General features: G+C 66.1%; 28 protein-coding genes. 11 read left to right on the top strand and 17 right to left on the bottom strand.

The window, feature by feature from the left end:
• Nucleotides 1–13: 13 nt before the first annotated feature.
• The 3 genes from truB to pnp all read left to right on the top strand — a co-directional run bounded on the left by truB (nt 14) and on the right by pnp (nt 3,784).
• Entirely contained in the window at nt 14–943 is a 930-nt protein-coding gene (gene truB / locus KWG56_RS16230) for a tRNA pseudouridine(55) synthase TruB (RefSeq protein ID WP_219352926.1), read from the top strand.
• A gap of 80 nt (nt 944–1,023) precedes the next feature.
• Nucleotides 1,024–1,293 (top strand): 30S ribosomal protein S15, encoded by a 270-nt coding sequence (gene rpsO, locus KWG56_RS16225; RefSeq protein WP_201099639.1) that lies wholly within the window; start codon nt 1,024–1,026, stop codon nt 1,291–1,293.
• A 253-nt stretch (nt 1,294–1,546) separates the two neighbouring features.
• Nucleotides 1,547–3,784, top strand: coding sequence for a polyribonucleotide nucleotidyltransferase (gene pnp, locus KWG56_RS16220; protein ID WP_219352925.1), 2,238 nt, complete (start codon nt 1,547–1,549; stop codon nt 3,782–3,784).
• 106 nt (nt 3,785–3,890) lie between these two features.
• Here the strand turns inward: pnp and KWG56_RS16215 are convergent, their stop codons facing one another.
• Both KWG56_RS16215 and rph read right to left on the bottom strand, forming a co-directional pair.
• Nucleotides 3,891–4,304, bottom strand: coding sequence for a hypothetical protein (locus KWG56_RS16215; RefSeq protein WP_219352924.1), 414 nt, complete (start codon nt 4,302–4,304; stop codon nt 3,891–3,893).
• 67 nt (nt 4,305–4,371) lie between these two features.
• Nucleotides 4,372–5,097, bottom strand: a complete 726-nt coding sequence (rph, locus tag KWG56_RS16210) for a ribonuclease PH (protein WP_219352923.1) — start codon at nt 5,095–5,097, stop codon at nt 4,372–4,374.
• 100 nt (nt 5,098–5,197) lie between these two features.
• Between rph and hrcA the strand changes: the two genes are divergently transcribed.
• Nucleotides 5,198–6,256 (top strand): heat-inducible transcriptional repressor HrcA, encoded by a 1,059-nt coding sequence (hrcA, locus tag KWG56_RS16205; RefSeq protein WP_201099769.1) that lies wholly within the window; start codon nt 5,198–5,200, stop codon nt 6,254–6,256.
• 71 nt (nt 6,257–6,327) lie between these two features.
• Nucleotides 6,328–6,900 (top strand): nucleotide exchange factor GrpE, encoded by a 573-nt coding sequence (gene grpE / locus KWG56_RS16200; protein ID WP_373274063.1) that lies wholly within the window; start codon nt 6,328–6,330, stop codon nt 6,898–6,900.
• Here grpE and KWG56_RS16195 read toward each other — a convergent pair whose 3' ends face one another.
• From KWG56_RS16195 to KWG56_RS16180, 4 genes are all read right to left on the bottom strand, one after another.
• Complete coding sequence (locus tag KWG56_RS16195) at nt 6,901–8,988, bottom strand: S8 family peptidase (protein ID WP_244999546.1); 2,088 nt, start codon at nt 8,986–8,988, stop codon at nt 6,901–6,903.
• A 240-nt stretch (nt 8,989–9,228) separates the two neighbouring features.
• Complete coding sequence (locus KWG56_RS16190; RefSeq protein WP_219352921.1) at nt 9,229–10,128, bottom strand: dienelactone hydrolase family protein; 900 nt, start codon at nt 10,126–10,128, stop codon at nt 9,229–9,231.
• An 81-nt stretch (nt 10,129–10,209) separates the two neighbouring features.
• Nucleotides 10,210–10,830, bottom strand: a complete 621-nt coding sequence (locus tag KWG56_RS16185) for an alpha-ketoglutarate-dependent dioxygenase AlkB (protein ID WP_244999545.1) — start codon at nt 10,828–10,830, stop codon at nt 10,210–10,212.
• Nucleotides 10,808–11,197 carry a hypothetical protein gene (locus tag KWG56_RS16180; protein ID WP_219352920.1) on the bottom strand — a complete coding sequence of 130 codons (390 nt, stop codon included), beginning with the start codon at nt 11,195–11,197 and terminating at the stop codon, nt 10,808–10,810. Before KWG56_RS16180 ends, KWG56_RS16185 begins: the two co-directional genes overlap by 23 nt.
• A gap of 285 nt (nt 11,198–11,482) precedes the next feature.
• On the opposite strand from KWG56_RS16180, the gene dnaK reads away from it, so the two are divergent.
• From dnaK to KWG56_RS16160, 4 genes are all read left to right on the top strand, one after another.
• Nucleotides 11,483–13,393: a molecular chaperone DnaK gene (gene dnaK, locus KWG56_RS16175; RefSeq protein WP_201099646.1), complete on the top strand. Its 1,911-nt coding sequence runs from the start codon at nt 11,483–11,485 to the stop codon at nt 13,391–13,393.
• A 173-nt stretch (nt 13,394–13,566) separates the two neighbouring features.
• Nucleotides 13,567–14,778, top strand: coding sequence for a molecular chaperone DnaJ (gene dnaJ, locus KWG56_RS16170; protein WP_219352919.1), 1,212 nt, complete (start codon nt 13,567–13,569; stop codon nt 14,776–14,778).
• Nucleotides 14,775–15,524: a 4-hydroxy-tetrahydrodipicolinate reductase gene (gene dapB, locus KWG56_RS16165; RefSeq protein WP_219352918.1), complete on the top strand. Its 750-nt coding sequence runs from the start codon at nt 14,775–14,777 to the stop codon at nt 15,522–15,524. The genes dnaJ and dapB overlap by 4 nt, the downstream gene beginning before the upstream one ends.
• 222 nt (nt 15,525–15,746) lie before the next feature.
• A complete protein-coding gene (locus KWG56_RS16160; protein WP_219352917.1) occupies nt 15,747–16,673 on the top strand; it encodes a DMT family transporter in 927 nt (308 codons plus the stop codon).
• On the opposite strand, the gene KWG56_RS16155 is transcribed toward KWG56_RS16160, so the two are convergent.
• Genes KWG56_RS16155 through coaBC form a run of 3 tightly spaced genes read right to left on the bottom strand, consistent with a single transcriptional unit; the run spans nt 16,670 to nt 18,700 of the window.
• Entirely contained in the window at nt 16,670–17,005 is a 336-nt protein-coding gene (locus tag KWG56_RS16155; RefSeq protein ID WP_219373668.1) for a hypothetical protein, read from the bottom strand. The genes KWG56_RS16160 and KWG56_RS16155 overlap by 4 nt on opposite strands.
• A gap of 10 nt (nt 17,006–17,015) precedes the next feature.
• Nucleotides 17,016–17,474: a dUTP diphosphatase gene (gene dut, locus KWG56_RS16150; RefSeq protein ID WP_219352915.1), complete on the bottom strand. Its 459-nt coding sequence runs from the start codon at nt 17,472–17,474 to the stop codon at nt 17,016–17,018.
• A complete protein-coding gene (coaBC, locus tag KWG56_RS16145) occupies nt 17,471–18,700 on the bottom strand; it encodes a bifunctional phosphopantothenoylcysteine decarboxylase/phosphopantothenate--cysteine ligase CoaBC (protein ID WP_219352914.1) in 1,230 nt (409 codons plus the stop codon). Before coaBC ends, dut begins: the two co-directional genes overlap by 4 nt.
• A 111-nt stretch (nt 18,701–18,811) precedes the next feature.
• On the opposite strand from coaBC, the gene KWG56_RS16140 reads away from it, so the two are divergent.
• Both KWG56_RS16140 and KWG56_RS16135 read left to right on the top strand, forming a co-directional pair.
• The gene (locus tag KWG56_RS16140) at nt 18,812–19,321 is read left to right on the top strand and encodes an S-type pyocin family protein (protein ID WP_244999544.1); all 510 of its coding nucleotides are present in this window, start codon (nt 18,812–18,814) and stop codon (nt 19,319–19,321) included.
• Between the two features lie 35 nt (nt 19,322–19,356).
• Nucleotides 19,357–20,214, top strand: a complete 858-nt coding sequence (locus tag KWG56_RS16135) for an HAD family hydrolase (RefSeq protein ID WP_201099654.1) — start codon at nt 19,357–19,359, stop codon at nt 20,212–20,214.
• Here KWG56_RS16135 and KWG56_RS16130 read toward each other — a convergent pair.
• The 8 genes from KWG56_RS16130 to sdhC are packed head-to-tail and all read right to left on the bottom strand — an operon-like array spanning nt 20,211 to nt 25,561.
• Nucleotides 20,211–20,555 (bottom strand): PilZ domain-containing protein, encoded by a 345-nt coding sequence (locus tag KWG56_RS16130; RefSeq protein ID WP_219352912.1) that lies wholly within the window; start codon nt 20,553–20,555, stop codon nt 20,211–20,213. The two genes, KWG56_RS16135 and KWG56_RS16130, sit on opposite strands and share 4 nt — an antisense overlap.
• Before the next feature lie 27 nt (nt 20,556–20,582).
• Nucleotides 20,583–21,386 carry a kinase gene (locus KWG56_RS16125; RefSeq protein WP_219352911.1) on the bottom strand — a complete coding sequence of 268 codons (804 nt, stop codon included), beginning with the start codon at nt 21,384–21,386 and terminating at the stop codon, nt 20,583–20,585.
• Nucleotide 21,387: 1 nt separating this feature from the next.
• Nucleotides 21,388–21,708 (bottom strand): 2Fe-2S iron-sulfur cluster-binding protein, encoded by a 321-nt coding sequence (locus KWG56_RS16120; protein ID WP_219352910.1) that lies wholly within the window; start codon nt 21,706–21,708, stop codon nt 21,388–21,390.
• 37 nt (nt 21,709–21,745) lie between these two features.
• Entirely contained in the window at nt 21,746–22,084 is a 339-nt protein-coding gene (locus tag KWG56_RS16115) for a gamma-glutamylcyclotransferase family protein (RefSeq protein WP_219352909.1), read from the bottom strand.
• 20 nt (nt 22,085–22,104) lie between these two features.
• Entirely contained in the window at nt 22,105–22,902 is a 798-nt protein-coding gene (locus tag KWG56_RS16110) for a succinate dehydrogenase iron-sulfur subunit (RefSeq protein ID WP_201099659.1), read from the bottom strand.
• A gap of 1 nt (nt 22,903) precedes the next feature.
• Nucleotides 22,904–24,688: a succinate dehydrogenase flavoprotein subunit gene (gene sdhA, locus KWG56_RS16105; RefSeq protein ID WP_219352908.1), complete on the bottom strand. Its 1,785-nt coding sequence runs from the start codon at nt 24,686–24,688 to the stop codon at nt 22,904–22,906.
• Nucleotides 24,689–24,695: 7 nt separating this feature from the next.
• The gene (gene sdhD, locus KWG56_RS16100) at nt 24,696–25,100 is read right to left on the bottom strand and encodes a succinate dehydrogenase, hydrophobic membrane anchor protein (protein ID WP_219352907.1); all 405 of its coding nucleotides are present in this window, start codon (nt 25,098–25,100) and stop codon (nt 24,696–24,698) included.
• On the bottom strand, nt 25,097–25,561 hold the full coding sequence (gene sdhC, locus KWG56_RS16095; protein WP_201099662.1) for a succinate dehydrogenase, cytochrome b556 subunit: 465 nt from the start codon (nt 25,559–25,561) through the stop codon (nt 25,097–25,099). The genes sdhD and sdhC overlap by 4 nt, the downstream gene beginning before the upstream one ends.
• Between the last annotated feature and the right edge of the window lie 98 nt (nt 25,562–25,659).

The raw sequence follows: 25,659 nt of genomic DNA, 5'->3' as shown, positions 1-25,659 counted from the left end.
TAGGCCAAGCATAATGGGGCGTAAGAAGAAGGGCGACATCGTCGACGGCTGGGTCTGCCTGGACAAGCCGTTCGAGATGGGATCGACGGAGGCCGTCAGCCGCATCCGCCGCCTGTTCAACGCCCAGAAAGCCGGTCACGCCGGCACCCTGGACCCGCTGGCCAGCGGCATCCTGCCCATTGCGCTCGGTGAGGCGACCAAGACTGTGCCTATGATGATGGAGGCGCAGAAGGTCTATCGCTTCACCATCAACTGGGGCGTCTCGACCGACAGCGTGGATCGTGAAGGCGAGATCATCGGCCGTTCCGACGTGCGCCCGAGCGTGGACCAGGTGAAGGCCGCCCTGCCCGGCTTCGTGGGCGAAATCGACCAGACGCCGCCCCGTTTCTCGGCCATCAAGGTGGACGGCGCGCGCGCCTATGACCTGGCTCGCGACGGCGTGGAGTTCGAACTCCAGGCCCGGCGCGTGACCATCCATTCCGCCGAGGTCACCGACGCCCCGGACGCCGATCACGTCGAAATCACCATCCGCACCGGCAAGGGCGTCTATGTGCGTTCGCTGGCCCGCGATCTGGCGGCGGTGCTGGGGGCAGAGGGCCACGTCAGCGCATTGCGCCGCGAGCGGGTCGGGCCGTTCAGCACGGAAAACGCCGTCACTCTGGATTCTCTGGAGGAAATGGTGCATAGGAGCGCCGCCTCGGAAGGCTTGCTTCCCGTTGCGACCGCCCTGGACGACATCCCGGAGCTGGCCGTGACGGATCAAGACGCCTTCTCGCTTCGGCAGGGACGCCCGATCGTTCTGCTCCCCCGTCAGGTGGAAACCCTCAAGGATCGTCTTCGCGACGGTTCGCGCACGGTTTCAGCCTTTCAGGGCCAGACCCTCGTCGCACTCTGTCAGTTGCGGGCCGGCCGGTTAGAACCCGACCGCGTTTTCAACCTCTAGGCCCACGCCATCCGGCAAGGGCCGAGACCCCACGGCCTCAAGTAGCGCGAAGCGCGATAGGCCAAGAAAGGACTCTTTCGATGTCGGTTACTGCTGAACGCAAGCACGAGATCATCGCCGATAACGCCCGCACCGCTGGCGACACCGGCTCGGCCGAGGTTCAGGTCGCGATCCTGTCGGAACGCATCGCCAACCTGACCGAACACTTCAAGACCCACAAGAAGGACAACCACTCGCGTCGTGGCCTTCTGAAGATGGTGTCGCAACGTCGCCGCCTGCTCGACCACCTGAACAAGGTCGACGCCGGCCGCTACCAGGCGCTCATCGCCAAGCTGGGCCTGCGCCGCTAAGGCGCGGGACCGCGATAGAGATCATTTCGAGGCGCGGGCGGTCACGTCCGCGCCTCGTTGTGTTCCTAGCTGTTGATTTGTCGACCCGTGCACCGCGGGACTGAAACGGCGCAGACGCGAGGGCCAGGTCGGCCCTCACCGGGTCTTCCGCGATGGCGCGGCGATCCACGGACCTCGGGACTGAACGCCCCGCGCTCCACCCAATGATGGGACCCCGCCGGGAATACGCCCGCCGGGATACGAAAGACGAAATATGTTCGATATCAAACGCAAGACGATCGAGTGGGCCGGACGCCCGCTGACCCTGGAAACGGGCCGCATCGCCCGCCAGGCTGACGGCGCCGTGCTGGCGACCTACGGCGAGACCGTGGTTCTGGCCACCGTCGTCTATGGCCGCGCCCCCAAGCCGGGCCTGGATTTCTTCCCCCTGACCGTCAACTACCAGGAAAAGACCTTCGCAGCCGGCAAGATCCCCGGCGGCTACTTCAAGCGTGAAGGCCGTCCTTCGGAGAAGGAAACCCTGGTTTCCCGCCTGATCGACCGTCCGATCCGCCCGCTGTTCGTCAAGGGCTTCAAGAACGAGACCCAGGTCGTCGTGACCGTGCTGCAGCACGACATGGAGAACGACCCGGACGTCCTGGGCATGGTCGCCGCTTCGGCCGCCCTGACCATCTCGGGCGTGCCCTTCATGGGCCCGATCGGCGCGGCGCGCGTCGGCCTGATCGACGGTGAGCTGGTCCTGAACCCGACCATCGACCAGATCCCGACCTCGGACCTGGACCTGGTGGTCGCCGGCACGCAGGACGCCCTGATGATGGTCGAATCCGAAGCCAAGGAGCTGTCGGAAGAGAAGATGCTCGAAGCCCTGATGTTCGCGCACGCGGGCATGCAGCCGGTGATCGACGCCATCATCGACCTGGCAGAACACGCCGCCAAGGAGCCCTTCGACTTCCAGGCCGAAGACCACTCCGACGTCGTCGCCTCGATCAAGGCGCTGGTCGGCGAAGATATCAAGGCCGCCTACGCCCACCCGGGCAAGTACGACCGTCGCTCGGGCGTCGATGCGGCCAAGAAGACCGCCGCCGCCGCCCTGGTGAAGACCGACGAGAACCCCGAGGGCGTCGATTCGTCCAAATTCTCGGCCGCCTTCAAGGAATGTGAAGCCGACGTCCTGCGTCGCGACATCATCGAGAACGCACACCGCGTCGACGGCCGCGCCCTGGACAAGGTCCGCGCCATCGTGTCGGAAGTCGGCGTCCTGCCGCGCACCCACGGTTCGGCCCTGTTCACGCGCGGCGAAACCCAGGCTCTGGTCGTCGCCACCCTGGGCACCGGCGAAGACGAGCAGTACATCGACAGCCTGCAGGGCACCTACAAGGAATCCTTCCTGCTGCACTACAACTTCCCCCCCTATTCGGTGGGTGAAGCAGGCCGCATGGGTTCGCCCGGCCGTCGCGAAATCGGCCACGGCAAGCTGGCCTGGCGCGCGATCCGTCCGATGCTGCCGTCGAAGGAAGACTTCCCCTACACCATCCGTCTGGTCTCCGAGATCACCGAGTCCAACGGCTCGTCCTCGATGGCCACGGTCTGCGGTTCGTCGCTGGCCCTGATGGACGCGGGCGTTCCGCTGATCCGTCCGGTCTCAGGCATCGCCATGGGCCTGATCCTGGAACCGTCGGGCGAGTTCGCCATCCTGTCGGACATCCTGGGCGACGAAGACCACCTGGGCGACATGGACTTCAAGGTCGCCGGCACGTCGCAAGGCATCACCAGCCTGCAGATGGACATCAAGGTCGCCGGCATCACCAAGGAGATCATGGAACAGGCTCTGACGCAGGCTTCGGCTGGTCGCCTGCACATCCTGGACGAAATGTCCAAGGCCATGGACGCGCCGCGCACCGAACTGGGCGAGCACGCACCCAAGATCGAAACCATCAAGATCGCGGTCGACAAGATCCGTGAAGTGATCGGTTCGGGCGGCAAGGTGATCCGCGAGATCGTCGAGAAGACCGGCGCCAAGATCGACATCGGCGATGACGGCACCATCAAGGTCGCCGCCAACGACCAGGAGAAGATCGACGCCGCCAAGGCCTGGATCCAGTCCATCGCCTCGGAGCCGGAAGTCGGAACCATCTATTCCGGCAAGGTCGTGAAGGTCGTTGATTTCGGCGCCTTCGTGAACTTCTTCGGCGCCAAGGACGGTCTGGTCCACGTGTCCCAGATCGCCCTGGAACGCGTCGCCAACCCGGCTGACGTCCTGTCGGAAGGTCAAGAGGTCAAGGTCAAGTTCCTGGGCTTCGACGACCGCGGCAAGACCAAGCTGTCGATGAAGGTCGTTGATCAGGAAACCGGTGAAGACATCACCGACAAGATCAATGCTGAACGCGCCGAGCGCGGCGAGGCCCCGCTGTCGGAAGACACCGGCGGTCGTCCCAAGCGTGAAGGCGGCGGTGATCGCGGTGGCGATCGCGGACGTCGTCGTCGCGACTAAGCCACGGCATAACGCCTGAAACGAGAAGGCCCCGCTGGCGACAGCGGGGCCTTTTTCTTGGGCGCTGCAGCCCCCGACGGAGTCGCGGGCTGCTTGAGCGCAGGCCTCAGCCCGCGCATTCCTTCGGCTTGGTCTCGCCCGGCCCATACATGGCGCAGGACCGGTCGATCTCGCCCTGGATCAGAGCGCAGGGATTGGCGGCGTTGCAAGGCGGATGGGTTGCAGGGCTGACCTGGATGCAGCGTTGCACCAGACGCGCAGAGACCGTCTCGCCGATGGCGTCACGACACGGTTCGTCCGTCACCGGCACGGGGCGCGGCGCCATGTCCGGGCCTTCGGGAATGCTGGTCTGAGGATCTTCAGACGCGACGGGCGGCGAGGTCTGAATCGGCGTCATCGCCGGTCCAGCAGGCGCTTCGGTCGGTGCGGGGGCGGCATCGGGATGCTCCCCGCTTCGCTGACAGGCGGACACCGCCAGGGCCAGCGCAAGGACGGAGCAGGCGAACAGGGATCGGCGCATCGGGCTCTCCGGGTCTTCGGGACGGATCACCGGAACGATGACCCGTCCGACTAACGCGCGAAACCCCTTATCGACGCACAGCCTCCAGCGCCGCCTTCTGCAGGGCGAACAGTTCGGTGCAGCCGATCTCGGCCAGGGAGAACAGACGGTCGAACTCGGCGCGCGAGAAGCCGCGCTTCTCGCCTGTGGCCTGGACCTCGACGATCTGGCCCGAACCGGTCAGGACGAAGTTGGAATCCGCCTCGGCTTCCGAATCCTCTTCGTAGTCCAGATCCAGCACCGGAACCCCGTCGCAGACGCCGCAGGACACCGCCGCCACCTGGTCCAGGATCGGATCAACCTTCAGCACCCCCTCGTCGCGCAGATAGTTCAGCGCCGAGCTCATGGCGACCCAGGCGCCGGTGATGGAGGCGGTGCGCGTGCCGCCGTCGGCCTGAATGACGTCGCAGTCGATCAGCACCTGACGCTCGCCCAACGCCTTCAGATCAACCACGGCGCGAAGCGAACGGCCGATCAGGCGCTGGATTTCCTGGGTGCGACCCGACTGCTTGCCCGCAGCGGCTTCGCGGCGGCCCCGCGTATGGGTGGCGCGCGGCAGCATGCCGTATTCGGCCGTCACCCAGCCCTGGCCCGTATTGCGCATCCAGCCCGGCACCTTCTCCTCGATGGAGGCGGTAACCAGCACCTTGGTGTGGCCAAAGCTGATCAGGCAGGAACCCTCGGCGTAGCGGTTGACGCCGGTCTCGATGGTCACGGTGCGCAGTTGGTCATCGGTGCGTTGCGAATGGCGCATGATATGATCCCTTGGAAGCTGTGGCGGCGGTGCTTATCCTGAAACCGTGAGCCTGTATGCCCCCAAAACCCCGCCGTTCGATGGCGGCCCATCCCCGAATCTGGGTCTTGCGGGACTGGCGGGACTGGACGCGCGCGCCCGCGACATCTTCCGCCGCATCGTCGAGAGCTATCTGGAGACGGGAGAGCCGGTCGGGTCGCGCACCCTGTCGTTGGGCGGTATCGCTCTGTCGCCCGCCTCGATCCGCAACACCATGCAGGACCTCACTCTGGCGGGCCTGCTGGCGGCGCCCCACACCTCGGCGGGCCGGATACCGACCCACGCAGGCCTGCGCCTGTTCGTGGACGGCCTTTTGGAGGTCGGCGACCTGACCAAGGAGGAACGTCGCGAGATCGACGGGCGGCTGGCCGGACGGGGTCGGAACTTTGAATCTGCTCTGGATGAGGCGTCGAACCTGCTGTCCGGTCTGGCGGGCGGGGCGGGCGTCGTCTCCAGCCCGGTGCGCGATTCAGGGGTTAAACACGTCGAGTTCGTGGCCTTAGGCGGCGATCAGGCCCTGGCGGTCATCGTCGCCGATGATGGTACGGTCGAGAACCGGATCATGACCCTGTCGGCGGGGGTCACCCCCTCCACCCTGGTGGAGGCCTCAAACTTCCTGAACGCCCGTCTGCGCGGTCGGCCCTTCGCCGACGCCAAGCGCGAAATGACGCAGGAGCTGGAGATCGCACGCCGCGAACTGGACCAGACCGCCGCCCGTCTGGTCGAGGACGGTTTCGCCGCCTGGTCCGGCGGTCAGGACCGCGAGCGCGCCCTGATCGTGCGGGGCCGCGCCAATCTGCTGCAGGACACAGAGGGCCTGGCCGATCTGGAGCGCGTGCGCGTGCTGTTCGACGATCTGGAGCAGAAGGAACAGCTGATCGGCCTGCTGGACGGGGTCGACGCCGCCCAGGGTGTGCGCATCTTCATCGGCGCGGAAACACGACTGTTTTCACTTTCGGGTTCCGCTGTGATCGCGGCGCCCTATATGAGCGGCCGACAACGGGTCCTGGGCGCCATCGGCGTGATAGGGCCTGCACGATTGAACTACGCCCGTGTCATTCCGTTGGTGGACTATACCGCCCGGGTGCTGGGCCGAATGCTGGACGGGAACGACAAGTGAGCGACAAGCCCCTTAACGACGACTTCAACGAACTGGACGCCGAAACGGCAGAGGCCAATGCCGAACATGGCCTGGACGCCCATCCGTCCGTGGATGGGGGCGACGATCTGGCCCCGCTGGACGCCGTCATCGCCGAGCGCGACGAGTGGAAGGACCGCGCCCTGCGCGTCGCCGCCGAGATGGAGAACCTGAAGCGCCGCGCCGAGACGCAGCAGAACGACGCCCGCGCCTTCGCCATCCAGCGCTTCGCCAAGGATCTGCTGGGCGTGGCCGACAATCTGGAGCGCGCCCTGATGGCCGCGCCCAAGGATTCCGAAGGCGCCGCCGCCGGTCTGGTGACGGGTCTGGAGCTGACGCAGAAGTCGCTGCTTCAGGCCTTCGACACCAACGGCCTGAAGCTGGTGAAGCCCGAACCGGGCGACGCCTTCAACCCGCACCTGCACGAAGCCATGATCGAACAGACGTCCGACACCGTCCCCGGTGGCGCGGTGCTGCAGACCATGCAATCCGGCTTTGAACTGTTCGGCCGCACGATCCGCCCGGCCATGGTGGTCGTCGCCGCCAAGGGGTCCGGCCCCAAGGCCGCAAACCCCTATGACGCCGCGCCCGCCGCCGATGGGCACGCCTTCGACAGCAAGGCCTGATCAGAAACTGCGCCGCCAGCCGCCGATCAGCGCAAAGGCCGGCGGCGCAGACTTCACATGCTCCGGCTCGCGGCTGGCCACGCCTGTGATGGTCAGCATAGACCCGTCCGAGAGCGCCCGCTGAGCGCCCACGGTGAAGTCGATCTGGCGACCGCTGGGGGCCGCCGAAAAGCTGCGGCGCGACCAGGTCAGCGGATCGAAATAGTCCAGCGGCACGTCGGCCAGCAGGGCGGAGAAGCTGCCGCTCTCGATCCGCAACGGCTGGGACAGGGTGAAGCTGATCCGGTCGCAGACCAGGCGGCAGTCGCCCAGCAGACCGACCCGCCAGTTCGAACTGATCGCCGCGCGGTCCATGTTCAGGAAACGACCTGAAATCTCGGACCGTGCCATGCCAACCTCTCCAACCAGACTAGCCCAGGTGTTCAGCCGCCAGTCGCCGCCCACGGCGTAGAAGGTGGTCCGCGACGGCAGGGCGAAGTCCGACCCGGACGGCATGAAGGCGCCCAACGGCCCCAACCGCTCATCCAGCGACCCCAGACTGAGGCTCAGGCCGCCGTTCTGCTGACGCCAGGCCAGACTGGCGCGGCTGTAGGTCGAGGCGTCCTCCTCGACCCGGCGCAGCGGCATCCGGCGATCCCCGCCACCCGTATCGGCCGACAGAGCGAAGGCACCCAGTTTCACCACCCCACGCACGGCGTGATCGGCCTGAGCCAGGGCGGCAAACCCGTCGCCTGCCCCGCCGCTGAAGGGTGAAGACGCCCCACCACGCCCCTGCCAGGCCGAAAAGCCCAGACGGCCCATTTCAAAGCCGATCATCGCCTCCTGACGCGGTTCGTCGCCCATCCACGGCTGGCGGGTCAGATCATGACGGGGGGCGATCGGCTCAGGCGTCGCCTGGGGCTGGGCCGCGATCAGGTTCAGCCGCCCGCCGTTGGGAAGGGCGAAGGTCTGATAGGCCGTGCGTGACGGCTCGAACGGTTCGGCCTGATAGGAGCGCCGCGGCGCCGTCGGATAGGCCGAGCCCAGATTGACGGCGAACATGCGTTGATAACTGTCGAACAATACGGTGTTCAAAGCCGTCTGCCGTCCGAAGGCGTCGCCGAACGCCCCGCCGATGAAGCTGCCGGGCTCTGTCCTCGTGGTGATGGCGGCGCCGTTCGCCAGCATCACCGAACTGGCGCCGACGGGCCTGAACGCCTGTCCCAGGTCCAGCAGGCCGCGGCCATAGACGATGTCCGGCCCGGGATCACCGGCTTCCCGCGCGGTGTCCATCAGGATGGCCAGAGCCTGGCGCGCCGTCAGATTGGGAAAGGCCTGCATCAGCAGGGCCAGCGCCCCCGCCACATGAGGCGCAGAGAAGGAAGTGCCGCTGGCGATGTAGCACTGGGTCGCATCGCACCCGGTGTAAATCTGATCGCCCGGCGCAGACAGATAGGCCGTCTGGGTCACCCCGGCCCGGTTCGAGAAGCTCGACATCTGGTTCGCCGCATTGTGCGATCCGACCGCGACCACCGCCCCGAGGAAGGCCGGGTCGATGGCGTAGCGCGCCGGCCAGCCGGGATTAGCCTCGCCCTCATTGCCGGACGAGGCCACGATCACCGCGCCAGAATCCACCGCCCGCTTCAGCGCCGCCTCGAACGCCCCGCCCATGCGTCCGTCGCCGCCCAACGACATATTGATGATTTTCACGCCGTGGCTGACGGCATAATCCAACGCCCGCACCAGGTCGGAACTGGCGAAACAGACATCCTTCTTCTCGTCCTTGCAGTCGGAGATGTCGGCCCGGATCGACAGGATGGTCGATTCATAGGCCACGCCGATCGTGCCGAAACCGTTGAAGTTCGAGGCGATGACCCCCGACACCAGGGTGCCGTGACTGTTGGCGGCGACATAGGGAGCGTTGCGGTTCCCAACCACGTCGGTCGATGCGGTTGAGATGCGGCCCACCATGTCGGCCTGATCCAGGGCGATGCCGGAATCCACCACGGCGACGGTGACGCCCCGCCCCGTTGCGCCCGCATTCCAGCCGACCTCCGCCTTGATGTTCGCCAGACCATAGTTTCGCAGATACTCGCGCGACGTCGTCACCGGCGGCGGTGGCGGTGGCGGCGGAGGCGGGGGCGGCGGAGGAGGAGGAGGAGGCGGGGTCACGACGCCACCCCCGCCGCCGCCGCCGCCGCCACCGCCACCGCCACCGCCACAAGCGGCCAGAGGCAGGAACAGCAGCCCCAAACTCAGAAGCGCCGCCTTTTGTAAACGCGTGCCGACCATCTCGACCCCTCCCAAGGTCTTCGGACGTCCCCACAGTCCATATGAGCGATTAGGCGCTCAATGTTTTAACGCTTTATCGAAGACCGCCAGCAGCTTGCTCCACCCGTCCCTGGCGTCCGCCTCGACATAGCTGTCGCGGTAATCGGCGTGGAAGCCGTGCGGCGCATCGTCATAGACCACGATCTGGCTGGCGGTTTCGCCCGCGCTCTGCAGGGCGTCACGCATCCGCTGGACGCTTTCCAACGGGATGCCCTGATCCTTGCCGCCGTACAGGCCCAGAACGGGCGCCTTCAGATCATCGGCCAGATCGACTGGCCAGGGCTGACCTGCCGAAATCTGGGCGGGGGTCGCATCGGACGCGGGAGCCAGTCGACCGTACCAGGCCACGCCCGCGCCAATGGCGGCGAAACGGGCGGCGGCCTGCCAGACCACCTTGCCGCCCCAGCAATAGCCGGTGATCCCGACCTTGCCGTCCTTGGCCCACAACTGCTGGCTGGACCAGTCCAGCGTCGCCGAGATGTCGCCCATCACCTGTTCGTAGGAAGCCGCCGACACGATCTCCATGATCTTTGGGAACTCGGTCAGGGGCGCCGGGTCCGCCACCCGCACGAAGAAGGCGGGGGCGATGGCGGCATAGCCCTGCTTGGCCAGACGGCGGCAGATGTCGCGGATATATTCGTGCACGCCGAACACCTCGGACACCACGATCACCACCGGAAAGGGGCCATCCCCCGCCGGACGCGCGACATAGGCCGGCAGGTTGAAGCCGTCGGGCGCCCGGTAGGTCACAGTCTCAGTCGTCAGGCCGTTGGCGTCCGTCGTGATCGGCTTGGCCTCCTTGGCCAGGGCCGCCGTCGCATAGCCCGCGAACAAGAGGCCGCCCAAAGCGCCGAGGGTTCGGCGGCTGAGGTGCAGATCTTCGGGGGCGGAACCTTCAGGACGGGTGAGGACGGTCATCGGCGGCGCTCCGGTCGGGAAAGAGAAGGCCGGACAGTGACCCCGCGTCTCTTGATCCGTCCAGTCACGAAATCGCGGTGTTCAGCGAGCAATTCTCAAAGTCAGATTCAGCCGTCCTCCGCCGGGGATCAGGCGCGACGATCCCTCAAGAACCCGATCGATCCCATGGCGCGCCAGACGGGCCGACCCCGTCAGAGCGCAGACGTCGCCGCTGGTCAGGCGCAGGGTTCGCGTACGCCCCTCCCCGTCAGCAATGCGGAACTGGGCGGCGTCGCCCAGAGAAATCGACAGGACCGGAGCGGTCAGGTCCGCCTCATCGCGATCCTGATGCAATCCCATCTTCGCCCCGTCGCGGTACAGATTGACCAGACAGGCGTCAGGCGCCCGTTTCCCGCCGACCGTCGCCGCCCACAGATCCAGCAGCATCTGCGGGATCGCGGGCCAGGCCTGACCCGTGACCGGATGGGTCGGCTGATACCGATAACCGCCCCGGTCCGACACCCAGCCCAGCGGACCCAGGTTGCTCATCTGGACCGAGAAGGGCCGACCGCCCGGCGTCTGCGGGCGATAGAGGGGCGCGGTCCCCAGCGCCCCAAACACCGCCTGCACCAGCTGTGACTGGGCCTCGGCGTCCAGAGCACCTGGCCACAGCCGGAACCCCTCGATCCCCGTCGCCGTCTCAGCGGGTGAAAATGTATTCACTGACTTCGCAGACGTTGACGCCAAAGCGGGTCAGTTCCTCGCCATTGGTGAACTCGGCCTTGAAATCATATTCGCAGGCGCCGGAGCCGTCGTCGATGTTGATGCGGACGTTCTGGCGGTTCTCCAGCACGTCTTCGCCCAGGATGTCCTCTTCCCAATCGTCCGTGCTGGCGTCCGACGCATAGAAGCTGAGCATGGTCCAGCCGGTACGGTTCCTGATGGTGACATGGCGATCCCGACCGTCGGCAGAAGCCCCGTCCTGGGACTGTGCGACAGGCGCGGTCGGCTTGTCGGGAGCTGCGGCGGCGCTGGCGGCGCTCAACATCACAGCGGCGCAGACGGCGGCTTTCAGGGCGGCTTGCAACATCCGGCTCTTTCCAAAACACCGCCTCTGCGGGCGGCAGGCCTCACTATGGGGCGCCCGAACGCGGTCCGCAGCCGATATTTCACCGATCTATGGTTTGGTTGAATCGCAGTTCGCCCTTGCAGGGACAGGGGTCTTTCCCATATCGGGGCCAGCTTCGGAGAAACCCTGAAAGACTTGGGGCTATCCAGTCAAATCAAACGCCAACCCAACTGGGGGCGGTCACGCGCGGTGCTTCGACGAAGGCCGCCGCATCGCCCGCCGATACGAGAGAGAAATAGAACGCTCATGGCCAAGATCATTGGTATCGACCTCGGCACCACCAACTCGTGCGTCGCCGTCATGGACGGCAAGTCCCCCAAGGTTATTGAAAACGCCGAAGGCGCTCGCACCACCCCGTCGGTGGTCGCCCTTCAGGACGGCGGCGAAACCCTGGTGGGCCAGCCCGCCAAGCGCCAGGCTGTGACCAACCCCGCCAACACCTTCTTCGCCATCAAGCGCCTGATCGGCCGCAACTTCGACGATCCCGTCGTGGCGAAGGACAAGGGCATGGTGCCCTATGAGATCGTCAAGGGTCCGAACGGCGACGCCTGGGTCCGCGCCCACGGCAAGGACTATTCCCCGCAGCAGGTCTCGGCCTTCACCCTGATCAAGATGAAGGAAGCCGCCGAAGCCTATCTGGGCGAGAAGGTGACGCAGGCCGTCATCACCGTCCCGGCCTACTTCAACGACAGCCAGCGTCAGGCCACCAAGGACGCCGGCAAGATCGCCGGCCTGGAAGTCCTGCGCATCATCAACGAGCCGACCGCGGCTGCTTTGGCCTATGGCCTGGAGAAGAACGACGGCCAGAAGATCGCCGTCTATGACCTGGGCGGCGGCACCTTCGACGTCTCGATCCTGGAGATCGGCGACGGCGTCTTCGAGGTGAAGTCGACCAACGGCGACACCTTCCTGGGCGGTGAGGACTTCGACATCCGTCTGGCCGACTACCTGGCCGACGAGTTCAAGAAGGAGCAGGGCGTCGACCTGCGTCAGGACAAGCTGGCCCTTCAACGCCTGCGCGAAGAGGCTGAAAAGGCCAAGAAGGAGCTGTCCTCGACCACCCAGTACGAGGTCAACCTGCCGTTCATCACCATGAACGCGTCCGGCCCGCTGCACCTGAACATCAAACTGTCGCGCGCCAAGCTGGAAGCCCTGGTCGAAGACCTGGTCGCCCGCACGATCGAGCCCTGCAAGAAGGCTCTGGCCGACGCCGGCCTGAAGGCTGGCGACATCGACGAAGTCGTTCTGGTCGGCGGCATGACCCGCATGCCCGCCGTGCAGGAAGCCGTGAAGAAATTCTTCGGCAAGGAGCCGCACAAGGGTGTGAACCCTGACGAGGTCGTGGCCCTGGGCGCCGCCGTTCAGGCCGGTGTTCTGCAAGGCGACGTCAAGGACGTGCTGCTGCTGGACGTGACGCCCCTGACCCTGGGCATTGAAACCCTGGGCGGCGTCTTCACGCCCCTGATCGAGCGCAACACGACGATCCCGACCAAGAAGAGCCAGACCTTCTCGACCGCTGACGACAACCAGTCGGCCGTGACGATCCGCGTCTTCCAGGGCGAGCGCCCGATGGCGGCCGACAACAAGATCCTGGGTCAGTTCGACCTGATGGGCATTCCCCCCGCACCGCGCGGCATGCCTCAGATCGAGGTCGCCTTCGACATCGACGCCAACGGCATCGTCAACGTCTCGGCCAAGGACAAGGCGACCAACAAGGAACACTCGATCCGCATCCAGGCGAACGGCGGCCTGTCGGACGCCGACATCGAGAACATGGTCAAGGAAGCCGAAGCCAACGCCGCAGCCGACAAGACCCGCAAGGATCTGGTCGAGGCCCAGAACGCCGCCGACAGCCTGATCCACTCGACCGAGAAGGCCCTGGCCGACCACGGCGACAAGGTCGAGGCCGACGTCAAGACGGCCATCGAAACCGGTCTGGCCGAGCTGAAGACCGCCCGCGAGGGCACGGACCCGGAAGACATCCGCGCCAAGACCAACACCCTGGTCCAGGCCTCGATGAAGCTGGGTGAGGCCATGTACGCCGCCCAGCAGGGTTCGGGCGACGCCGCAGAAGGCCAACCGGCCGACGATGGTGTTGTCGACGCCGAGTTCGAGGAAGTCTCGGACGCCGACGGCGACGAAAAGAAGAGCGCCTAATCCGTAACAGATCGGTGAACTGACAGGACCCCGCTTGTCTTGCGATAGGCGGGGTCTTTTCATGAAACTTGCATCGTCTGTCCCGGCCCCCATGTCAGTCGGGACATCGTCTTCGATCAGTGCTCGCAGAGGCGCAGCGAAGATGGCAGGGGAAGTATGAGGACCAACGCCCGATGGCGCGTGATTACTACGAGGTTCTGGGCGTTGAGCGCACGATCGACGCGCCCGGTCTGAAATCGGCCTACCGCAAGCTGGCCATGATCCATCACCCGGACCGCAATGGCGGCTCGGAAGAGTCGATGGCGCAGTTCAAGGAGATCTCCGAGGCCTATACGGTCCTGTCGGATGCGGACAAACGCGCCGTCTATGACCGCTACGGCCATGCGGGCCTGAACGGCGGCGGCGGCGGCGGCAACCCGTTCGGCCAAGGCGGCGGCCAGGGCTTTTCGGACATCAACGACATCTTCTCCCAGGTCTTCGGCGATGCGTTCGGCGACGCCTTTGGCGGACGCCAGCAGGGCCGGGGCCAGCAGGGCGGACCGCGCCGCGGCTCGGACCTGCGCTATGATCTCGAGATCACTCTGGAGCAGGCCTACAAGGGCGCCGATGTCGAGATCGCCATTCCCTCGACCCTGACGTGCGAAACCTGCGAGGGTTCGGGCGCCAAGCCGGGCACCAAGCCCGTCACCTGCACCACCTGCCAGGGCGCCGGACGCGTGCGCCAGGCCAACGGCTTCTTCCAGGTCGAGCGCACCTGCCCCCGCTGCGGCGGCGCCGGCCAGATGATCGCCGATCCCTGCACCACCTGCCACGGCCATGGCCAGGTCCGTAAGACCCGCAACCTGAACCTGAAGGTTCCGGCTGGCGTCGACGACGGCTCGCGCATCCGTCTGTCTGGCGAGGGCGATGCAGGCCAGCGCGGCGGCCCGCGCGGCGATCTCTATGTCTTCCTGTCAGTTGCACCGCACGACCTGTTCGAACGGGACAATCTGGACCTTCTGGTCACCGTGCCCGTGCCGATGACGGTGGCGGCTCTGGGCGGCGAGATCGACGCTCCGTGCCTGGTGTCGGACGCCTGCGACGGCAAATGCAAGGCGGGCGTCTCCGTCCCGGCAGGCGCCCAGACCGGCAAGACCGTCCGCATCAAGGGCAAGGGCATGCCCCACCTGAACGGCCGCCAGCGCGGCGATCTGGTGGTCGAACTGTTCGTTGAAACCCCCACGGACCTGACGCCCCGTCAGAAGGAACTCCTCGAAGAGCTTGCCCTGTCGTTCGGCGAAGGGCAAAACCCGAGGAATTCCAGCTTTGCCGGCAAGGCGAAGCGTTTCTGGGCCGACATCCTGGGCAATCAGGATGCGGACGGGTCGAAAGAGAACGCGGCTTGAGCGCAATCTTCCACGCCGGCATTTCCGGCTATCGCGGCCGGATGGGCCGTGCGGTCGCCCAGGTGCTGGATGCGCGCGAGGACGTCGTCGTCGCCGCCCGTCTGGACTGGGGCGAAAGCGCGGACCTGACCCTGTGCGACGTCATCATCGACTTCTCGACGCCCGACGCCTCGGTCGCCCTGGCCCAGCAGTCGGCGGAAATCGGCGGCCCGGCCCTGGTCATCGGCTCGACCGGCTTCACGCCCGAGCAGGAGGCCGAGCTTGAAAAGGCCGCCGAGAAGATCGCCATCGTCAAGAGCGGCAATTTCTCGTTGGGCGTGAACATCCTGGTCGGTCTGGTCCAGCACGCGGCCCAACGTCTGGACGCCCAGGAATGGGATATCGAGGTCACCGAGGCCCATCATCGCCGCAAGGTGGATTCGCCCTCCGGCACCGCCCTGATGCTGGGCGAGGCAGCGGCTGAGGGCCGTTTCACCGAGCTGGCCGACGTCCAGTCCAAGCCCTATGACGGGGTTCAGGGCCCGCGCGAGACCGGCAAGATCGGCTTCTCATCGATCCGGGGCGGCGGCATCATCGGCGAGCACACCGTGCTGTTCGCCTCCGAGGCCGAAGTCCTGACGCTCAGCCATTCGGCCATCGACCGAAGCCTGTTCGCCAAGGGCGCCGTCGCCGCCGCCGCCTGGGTCCGCACCCGCCGCCCGGGGCTGTACGACATGCAGGACGTGCTGGGTTTCCGTCAGGCCTGACGCCTGCGCGCTGATGCGCGCCTAACCAGATGCGCCGTCGCCCATAAGGCGGGCCTTCTCCCGGCTGCACAATCGCGCCTGAAACCCGACCCTCGGCTCGAGCCCAAGGGTGAGGGCCAGAGCGGTTCTTCTGACGTCCCGCTCCTTGACCTCCCTGCGCTCAGGGCTGGGCTTGCCTGCCTATCGGTCCTATGGGTTCGCGGCAATCGCAGAAGGGACGACATGACGGCCAAGGCAAGCGCCGAAGACATCGCGGGCGGCATCGCCCTGCGGATCGCGGCGGCGGGGTGTTTCTCGGTCATGTCGGCGGTGCTGAAACTGGCGTCGCTGGACGGGGTGGTGGCGCCGGAGATGCTGTTCTACCGCGCCCTGTTCGGCGTGCCGGTCGTGCTGATCTGGGTCATGACCAGCCAGGGCGGCCTCAGCGCCCTGTCCACGCGGCGACCCTGGGCGCACGTGGGCCGCAGCGCCCTGGGCATCGTCTCCATCCTGTGCCTGTTCCAGACCCTGACCCTGCTACCGCTGGCTGACGCCACGACCATCAGCTTCACCGCCCCGATCTTTTCGACCCTGCTGTCCTTCCTGATCCTGAAGGAGGCGGTCGGCCTCCGCCGCTGGGCGGCCGTCGCCGTCGGCTTCGTCGGGGTGGTCATAGTCATGCGGCCCGGTTCCGGCGGCGAGCACGTCCTGCCGATGGAGGGGATCGCCTTTGGCCTGATGGCGGCGCTGCTGACCGCCGCCGTCACCATCACCCTGCGCCAGTTGCGTGACACCGAACACGTCGCCGCCATCGTCTTCTGGTTCTTCATCGGCTCGTCGATCGTGGGCGCCATCCTGCTGCCCTTCGTGGGGCAGATGCACAGCCTGACCACCTTCGCCCTGCTGGCTGCTGGCGGGGTCGCGGGCGGTCTGGCGCAACTGTTCATGACAGCCTCCCTGCGCGCCGCCCCCGTCGCCGTGGTCGCGCCGTTCGACTATCTGCAGATCGTCGGCGCCATCGTCTTCGGCTGGTGGCTGATGCAGACGACGCCCACCGCCAACACCCTGGCCGGCGCCGCCCTCATCGCCGCCAGCGGCCTCTACACCGCCTGGCGCGAACACATCCGCCGTCGCCAAGCCCTGATGCAGACGACTGCGCCGCCGGTTTAGTCGCGGGACGGATATTCTTCGCTGTCGAGCCAGACTTGGAAAATGAATCCTTTTGACTCGCGAGACACTGCATCCAGCATCGCCTCCACCCGTTCGCCGGCCAAACGCAGGCGTTCCGCGGCAGGTTGACCGTAAGCTCCGTGATCGCCGTAGATGCCGAGATCTAGGCGCGGAATTTCCAGATCCCCCACGACCTCATAGGTTTCGACGAGATCGATCCAACCTGTCTCTGGTTCGAGCGTCGTCATAAACGCGAGCAGGGCCTCGACGCCCACGCAACGATGCCCCTTGCCGCTCGATGCCTCGGCGGCAGCATCTGATGGGCGTGCCACGGGGTGAGCCTTATCGCCCCGTCGAGCCGAACCCGCCCGCGCCGCGCGCGGTTTCGTCCAGTTCCTCGACCTCGACCCAGTCGGCGCGTTCGTGTTTGGCGATCACCAACTGGGCGATGCGTTCGCCGCGGCGGATGACGAAGGGTTCGGCGCCGATGTTGGCCAGGATCACGCCGCACTCGCCGCGATAGTCGCTGTCGATGGTGCCGGGGGCGTTGGGGCAGATGATGCCGTGCTTCAACGCCAGACCCGAACGGGCACGGACCTGAGCCTCATAGCCCAGCGGCAGGGCGATCTTCAGACCTGTGGGCACCAGAACCCGCTGGCCCGGCGCCAGCGTCAGGGGCTGATCCTCCGGCACGGCGGCGCGCAGGTCCATGCCCGCCGATCCCGCCGTCTCATAGGCGGGCAGAGGCAGGCCCCCAGAATGGGGCAGACGCTGGATCTGGACAGCTGTGGGCTCGGTCATTCGGGGCTCTTGAAGTGATCGGCGATGCGGGCGGCGACGGCGCGGGCGATGGCGGATTTGGACTGACGCGGCCAGGTCTCGGTCTTGTCGGCGGTGACCAGCAGGACGGCGTTGCCGTCTGAGCCGAACACGTCGTCGGACACGTCATTGCCCAGGATCCAGTCGCAGCCCTTGCGTGACAGCTTGGCCCGCGCATTGGCCTCCAGATCGGTCGTCTCGGCGGCGAAGCCGATCACCAGGGCGGGACGGTTCGGACCGGGGGCGGCGACGCCTTTCAAGATGTCGGGGTTCTCGATCAGAGCCAGGGTCGGCGGGCCGCCCGGTCCCTTCTTGATCTTGCCGCCCGCGATGATGTCCACGCGCCAGTCAGCGACGGCGGCGGACAGGACGGCGATGTCGGCGGGCAGCGCTTGCTGCGTCGCCGCCTGCATCTCCAACGCGCTTTCCACATCCACCCGCGTCACGCCGGGAGGGGCGCCCAGGGCCGTCGGGCCGGACACCAGGGTCACATCTGCGCCCAACTCAGCCAGGGCGGCGGCGATGGCGTAGCCCTGTTTGCCGCTGGAGCGGTTGGTCAGGCCCCGCACCGGGTCAATGGGCTCGAAGGTCGGCCCAGCCGTGACCACGGCCTTTTTGCCCGCCAGAGGCCGCCCGGCGGCGCCCGCCATCAGGCCGATGATGGCGTTCAGAATGGCTGCAGGTTCCGCCATGCGTCCGGGCCCGTATTCGCCACAGGCCATCTCGCCGTCGTCCGGCCCCACGACCGCGACGCCGTGGAAGCCGTCGAAAGCCTTCAGCCGCTCGACATTGGCCTGCACGGCCGGATGCAGCCACATCCGCACATTCATGGCCGGGGCCAGCAGCACCCGCTTGTCCGTGGCGATCAGGGTGGTGGAGGCCAGATCATCGGCCAGACCGTTCGCCGCCTTGGCGATCAGGCCCGCCGTCGCCGGGGCCACGACCACCAGATCGGCCCAGCGCGACAGCTCGATATGGCCCATGGTGGTTTCTTCTTCCGGGTGGAACAGGCCCGACCGCACCGGATGGCCGCTCAGCGCCGCCAGCGACAGGGGCGTGACGAACTCGGCCCCCGATTCCGTCAGGATCACCCGCGTCTGACCGCCCGCCTTGGCGATCAGCCGAACGAGCTCAAGCGACTTATAGGCCGCGATGCCGCCGCCGACGATCAGCAGCACCTTACGATTGCTCAGGGGGCGTATGTCCATGGGTTCGGTTTAGCTCCGTCGCATGACGCGGTCGAGACGCGAGACCGAGAGATTGTCGCGGCCACAAGGTTGTGTTTACCTCGCGCCATACGCGCATTCGCAGGGGGAATGATGACCACGCTGACCAAGGGGCTCGCCGCCCTCGCCGCACTGGGCCTGATGGGCCTGGCCGGATGTGACCGCCCCTCGGCGGTCGAGACACGCGACCGAACCGCTGACGCCCAGCCACAGGCCCTGACTTCTGCGGCTCCGGTCGAGACGGAAGCCGCCCCTGTCGCCAAGCCAGTCCTGACCGCCAATCGTCGAGAGACGACGGACGACAAGATCGCCCGCCTCTATGCCCGCAACGGCGCCGACTTCAACGCCAAGTCCGCCGAAGACTATCTGGACAAGGTCACCACCTTCACCACCCGGCCGCCGCGCGACGCCGAAACGGTGAAACGGCCCAATGGCGACACCCTGATCTATCAGGCCTCGACCAACACCTTCGCCGTGGTGGCGCGCAACGGCGCCCCGCGCACCATGTTCAAGCCCACGACGGGCGCCGACTATTGGGCCGAACAGAAGGCGGCGGCCCCGACCTTCGGCCAGAGGCGGCAATCGACGGGCGCCGTCGACTGATATACAGGGCGGGTTCGACGAAGGATCCCGCCCGCATGGCCGACACCGACAAGACCCCGCTGCTGAAGACCGCCCTGATCTATGATTTCGACGGAACGCTGGCGCGCGGCAATATGCAGGAGGTCAGCTTCATCCCCTCGGTGGGCGTGGACATCGGCGCCTTCTGGGAGGAGGCTGAACGCCTGACCAAGCAGGCCGACGGCGACGGCATCCTGATGTACATGCAGTTGATGCTGCACCACGCCCGTCAGAACGGCGCCCCGGTGACGCGCGAGACCCTGCGCCAGCACGGTGAGGCGGTGGCTCTGTTCGAAGGCCTGAAAGACCTAAGTTGGTTCGACCGGATCAACGCCTTCGGCGCCCGCTACGGCCTGGAGATCGAACACTACATCATCTCCGCCGGGCTGGAGGAGATGATCGAGGGCACGCCGATCCGCCCCGCCCTGAAGCACGTCTTCGCCTCTCACTACGTCTATAATGAACAGGGCGAGGCCGCCTGGCCTGCGGTGGGCGTCAACTACACCACCAAGACCCAGTACCTATTCCGCATCAACAAGGGCGTGAACAACCATTGGGAGCATGAGCGGATCAACCACTTCATTCCCGACGACGAGCGCCCGGTGCCGTTCGAGCGGATGATCTTCATCGGCGACGGCGACACCGATGTTCCGACCATGAAGATGATGCACACCAAGGGCGGTTTCTCCATCGCCGTCTATGACCCGCGCTCGAACGAAAAGGACCAGAAGAAGGTCTATTCCCTGATCTCGGAAGACCGGGTGAACTTCGTCGCCGCCGCCGATTATCGCGAGGGTTCGGCCCTGGACCTGATCGTCAAGGGATTGGTCGGCCGCATCGCCATCAACGCCGGGACCATGCCCGCCGGCTTCTAGCCCCCGCCGACCCGCAGCCAGGCGTCGCGGGCGCCAGCCATGCGCGCCGGAACCAGTCCCCGCAGGGAGACGGCCCCGGTCTGGCGCAGGCCCGCCTCCTGCCGCCTCTGCCAGACCACCACGGCGGAATAGGCCACGCCGTCCGCCACATCGATGACGGCGACCTCGGGCGGCAGGGTTGTCCCCCGGTCCAGACGCAGCTTCATGCCCCCGTCCGACAGGTCAACGATGATGCAGGCCATCTCCACGCTTGGCGCAGACACCACGCCTGGGACATTGACCAGTTTGCGCGGGTTTAGACGCCGATCAGCGCGAGCCGTTTTCCCGCGCCCGAATTTCAACCCGAACAAACCACATACTCTGAAACGCTACAGACGGCCGGTAATGGCGACCGGATGTCGTTCAGGGTCAAGCGTGGCCGTGAAATCAGCCGCTATTCCGCCGTCCATCATGTGTCGGGTCAACCGTTCGTAGAAGCGGATGAAATCAGCGATGGCGGCGCGGTGTTCGGGCGACAGCGTCGGCACGCCCAAAAGCCCGGCCTCCTGCTCGCTGCGCCAGTCCAGCACGCGGGCGAATTCGGGTGCGCGCAGGAAGATCAACCTATCCAGACGCGTGGTCAGGTCCGCATAGGCCCCGGCCAGTCCATCATTGATTTCACGCCGCCAGCGGCCGTCGGCGTCGCGGGTCCGCTCCAGTTCATTGACGGGCGACGCTAGCATCGCTTGCGTCTGGGCTTGAGCGCCCAGGCACCAGCCTTCCAGAATGATCGCAGCGGGACGTCCCTGAAACACCGGCCAGTCCGCCTCGGGCGCCCGGTCGTCCGCCAGCTTGTCAAAGCGCGGCAGGGGCGTGGCGTCGCCTGGCCCGGCGCTTCGCAACCGATCCAGCACCCGGTTCAACAGGCCCAGATCATGGGTGCCCGGCGGGCCGCGGGTGGCGAACAGCGGATGGACATCCCTCGCCAGCGCCTGACGTTCGGCCTTGGTCAGATAGACGTCGTCCAGCGACAGGGCCGCGCAGCCGAACCGTTCGGCGACGGCATGAGCCAAGGTCGACTTTCCCGAGCCCTGCGACCCGGCGATGCCCAGAATGGGCGGCGGCGCATCCGCGTCCGCCTGTTCGATCCAGTGACCGATGGTCTCGACTAACCCGGGATCGACCCGGGCCATGTCAGTGCTGGTTTTCGGGAAGACGCACGATCAGGCCGTCCAGAGCGTCGGAGACGCGGATCTGGCACGACAGGCGGCTGTTCGGTTCGACCTCTTCGGCGAAGTCCAGCATCGATTCCTCCATGGCGCTGGGCTTGCCCGTCGCATCGCGCCAGGCCTCGTCCACATAGACATGGCAGGTGGCGCAGGCGCAGGCGCCCCCGCAGTCGGCGTCGATGCCCGGCACATTGTTGCGGATCGCGCCTTCCATGACGGAAAGGCCGTTCTTGACCTCGACCGCGTGCTGGGTCCCGTCATTTTCGATGTAGGTGATCTTGGCCATGTCGGGCTGCTAACACAGGTTGAATGCGCGGCGTAGATCAGGCCGCAATATAAACCCAGGCTTCAAGCCCGGACGCCAGCTTCACGCTGACACGACGATAGTCGTCGACCTCATAGGCATCAGCGGCGACCAGTTCGTCTTCGGTTATCCGAAAGACCGTGCCGTCGATCCTGTCCGCTGGATCGTTGCTGGCCCTCACGATGGGATGGTGCGTCAGCCCGCTTTCAGCGACCACTTCAGGGTCTGTGATCTCGACCAGCGACCGCATGAACCCGACAAGCTGATCCGCCGTTCCCTCCAGCAGACGACCAAAATTGGCCATCTGCACCGCCGGATCCTGCAACGTCCCATAGGAGAACAACAGAACCGCAGGCATGGAGGAAACGGGCGAAACGATCAGGCCGCCTGTTTCTTGCGGCTGGGCGCGACCATCAGCTTCTTGGTCTCGGCGATGGCCTTGGCCGGGTTCAGACCCTTGGGGCAGACCTGGGCGCAGTTCATGATCGTGTGGCAGCGATACAGCTTGAACGGGTCTTCAAGGTCGTCGAGGCGCTTCTGGGTCGCGTCGTCGCGGCTGTCGGAAATCCAGCGATAGGATTGCAGCAGCGCCGCCGGGCCGAGGTACTCTTCCTGATTCCACCAGTAGCTGGGGCAGGAGGTCGAGCAGCAGGCGCACAGGATGCACTCGTACAGGCCGTCCAGCTTCTCGCGCTCGGCCGGGGTCTGCAGGCGTTCCTTCTCAGGGTCCGGCTCATCCGATTGCAGATAGGGCTGGATCGAGTCGTACTGGGCGTAGAACAGGCTCAGGTCCGTCACCAGGTCCTTGACCACCGGCTGGTGCGGCAGGGGGGCGATGGTGATGTTGTGCGACGAGCATTCGTCCCAGCCCTTGGTGCAGGCCAGGGTGTTGCGCCCGTCGATGTTCATCGAGCAGGAGCCGCAGATGCCTTCGCGGCACGAACGACGGAACGACAGGGTCGGGTCGATCGTGTTCTTGATGTGGATCAGGGCGTCCAGCAACATCGGGCCGTGGTCGCTGGTCGGCACCTCATAGGTGTCCCAGCGCGGATCGGCGTCGACCTCGGGGTCATAGCGATAGACCTTGTAGGTCTTGACGTCCTTGGAGCCCGGCGCGGCCTTGTGGACCTTGCCCTTGGCGGGCTTGGAGCCCTTGGGGAGTGTGAGCTGAACCATCTTAGTAAACCCGCGCCTTGGGCTCGATGTACGAGACTTCGTCGGTCATGGTGTAGTTGTGCACGGGGCGATAGTCGATCTGGACGTTTTCGCCCGGACGCTTCCACGCCAGGGTGTGCTTCATCCAGTTGACGTCGTCGCGGTCCGGATAGTCCTCGCGGGCGTGGGCGCCGCGCGATTCCGTGCGGTTCAGGCCGCCCTCGATGGTGACCACAGCCTGAGCGATCAGGTTGTCGTACTCGAGCGTCTCCATCAGGTCCGTGTTCCAGATCAGGCCGCGATCCGTGGTCTTGATGTCCGAACCTGCCGCGTCGATGGCGCGCAGTTTCTGGACGCCCTCTTCCAGCGTCTTGCCGGTGCGGAAGACGGCAGCGTCGGCCTGCATCGCCTGCTGCATCGACAGACGCAGTTCAGCGGTCGGGGTCGAGCCGTTGGCGTTGCGGAAGCGGTCCAGGCGCGCCAGGTGGGCGTCGGTCTGGGTCTTGGAGGCGGACGGCACGGCCGAGTTCTTGTCCACCACCTCGCCGCAGCGCAGGCCGACGGCGCGGCCGAACACCACAAGGTCGGTCAGGGAGTTGGAGCCCAGACGGTTGGCGCCGTGAACCGAGACGCAGGCGGCCTCGCCCACGGCCATCAGGCCCGGAACCACGCTGTCGGGGTTGCCGTCGCGCAGGGTCAGCACCTCGCCGTGATAGTTCGTCGGGATGCCGCCCATATTGTAGTGGACGGTCGGCAGGACCGGGATCGGCTCCTTGGTTACGTCGACGCCGGCGAAGATCTTGGCGCTTTCGGAAATGCCCGGCAGACGCTGATGCAGGATCTTCGGGTCCAGGTGGTCCAGGTGCAGGAAGATGTGGTCCTTCTTGGGCCCCACGCCGCGACCTTCGCGGATTTCGATGGTCATGGAGCGCGAAACCATGTCGCGCGGGGCCAGGTCCTTCACGGTGGGCGCATAGCGCTCCATGAAGCGTTCGCCTTCTGAGTTGGTCAGATAGCCGCCTTCACCGCGTGCGCCCTCGGTGATCAGGCAGCCCGCGCCGTAGATGCCGGTCGGGTGGAACTGGACGAACTCCATGTCCTGCAGCGGCAGACCGGCGCGCAGCACCATGGCGTTGCCGTCGCCGGTGCAGGTGTGGGCCGAGGTGGCGCTGAAGTAGGCGCGGCCGTAACCGCCCGTGGCCAGAACCACCATCTTGGCGCGGAACTGGTGCAGTTGGCCCGTGTCGAGCTGAAGTGCGGTGACGCCGGTGCAAGCGCCGTCCTGCATGATCAGGTCCAGCGCGAAATATTCGACGAAGAACTTCACCTCGCGACGGACCGACTGGCCGTACAGGGTGTGCAGGATGGCATGGCCGGTGCGGTCGGCGGCGGCGCAGGTGCGCTGCACCGGGCCTTCGCCGAAGTTGCGGGTCATGCCGCCAAAGGCGCGCTGATAGATCTTGCCTTCATCGGTGCGGCTGAAAGGCACGCCCCAGTGCTCCAGCTCGTAAACGGCCTTGGGCGCGTTGCGGACCAGATATTCGATGGAGTCCTGGTCGCCCAGCCAGTCCGACCCCTTGACGGTGTCGTACATGTGCCATTGCCAGCTGTCCTCGCCCATGTTGCCGAGCGAGGCGGAGATGCCGCCTTGCGCCGCGACGGTGTGGCTCCGTGTGGGGAAGACCTTGGTCACGCAGGCGACCTTCAGCCCCTGCTGCGCGGCGCCCAGCGCGGCGCGCAGGCCCGAGCCGCCGGCGCCGACGACGACGACGTCGTACTCGTGGTCGATAAGTTCGTAAGCAGCCATTACCAGATCAGGCTCCGAAGCCGGCAGGCAGCGGCGCGGAACCCAGCGCCAGCCGCGTGATGAAGAAGATGCTGGCCGCCGCCAGCACCAGGCAAACCAGGTTCAGCACGGCGATCAGCGCCGCCTTGGTGCCCGGCTTATGGATGTAGTCTTCGATGATGACCTTCCAGGCCAGGCTGGCGAAGCCGAAGAAGACCACCGCCGTCAGACCCAGCAGCACGGCGTTCAGGCCGTTGGCGAACCAGGCCAGCACGACCTCATAAGAGGCGCCCGCAAGGGTGAAGGCCGTCGAGGCCAGCCACAGGCCCAGCGGGATCAGGGCCAGCAGGGCGACGCGTTCGGTCGCCCACTCGCCGGCGCCGTGGCGCTCGGAAACCTTGACGTTGTTCTTGAACTTGGCGGCGCCGCTCACAGCGAGACCCTCCCGGCAGCGAACAGAACGACCCAGAACAGCACGGCCAGGGGCACAGGCGCCCAGACCGCGATATTGGACAACAGATTGGCCGACTTCAGCGTCAGGCCCGCCCCTGTGTCATTGGTCAGGTGACGCGCGCCGTTCAGGATGAAGGAGAACAGCACCACCGTCAGACCGAAGCCGACGAACAGACCCAGCGGCGATCCCGCCAGATCAAGGAAGCAGGCGTAGTGCTCAGGCCCGAAGGCCAGGACGCCCAGCCAGCCCACCAGGATCACCAGGCCGACGCTGGCGGCGATGATCGTAGCGCGGAACAGGATCGAGGCCGTCATGGTGACGTGCCAGCGCCAGACTTCCATGTGCGGGGACAGCGGGGTGACGTGACCGTTCGGCTGGGTGACGAAACGACCGGTCCGGTCGCCTGTCGCCCCCCCCTTGGTCGGGCTAGGCTGAGTCATGCGAATCGTTCTCAAAAGCGAATGAATTCAAACGCCGTGTGCGGTTGCGAAGGCTTTTGTGACCCCAAGGCGGCGGTGTCAACAAACGGCGTCAACAA

Source organism: Brevundimonas nasdae (assembly GCF_019395145.1).
Classification (GTDB): domain Bacteria; phylum Pseudomonadota; class Alphaproteobacteria; order Caulobacterales; family Caulobacteraceae; genus Brevundimonas; species Brevundimonas nasdae.
This window is presented reverse-complemented; position numbering and strand designations above follow the sequence as displayed.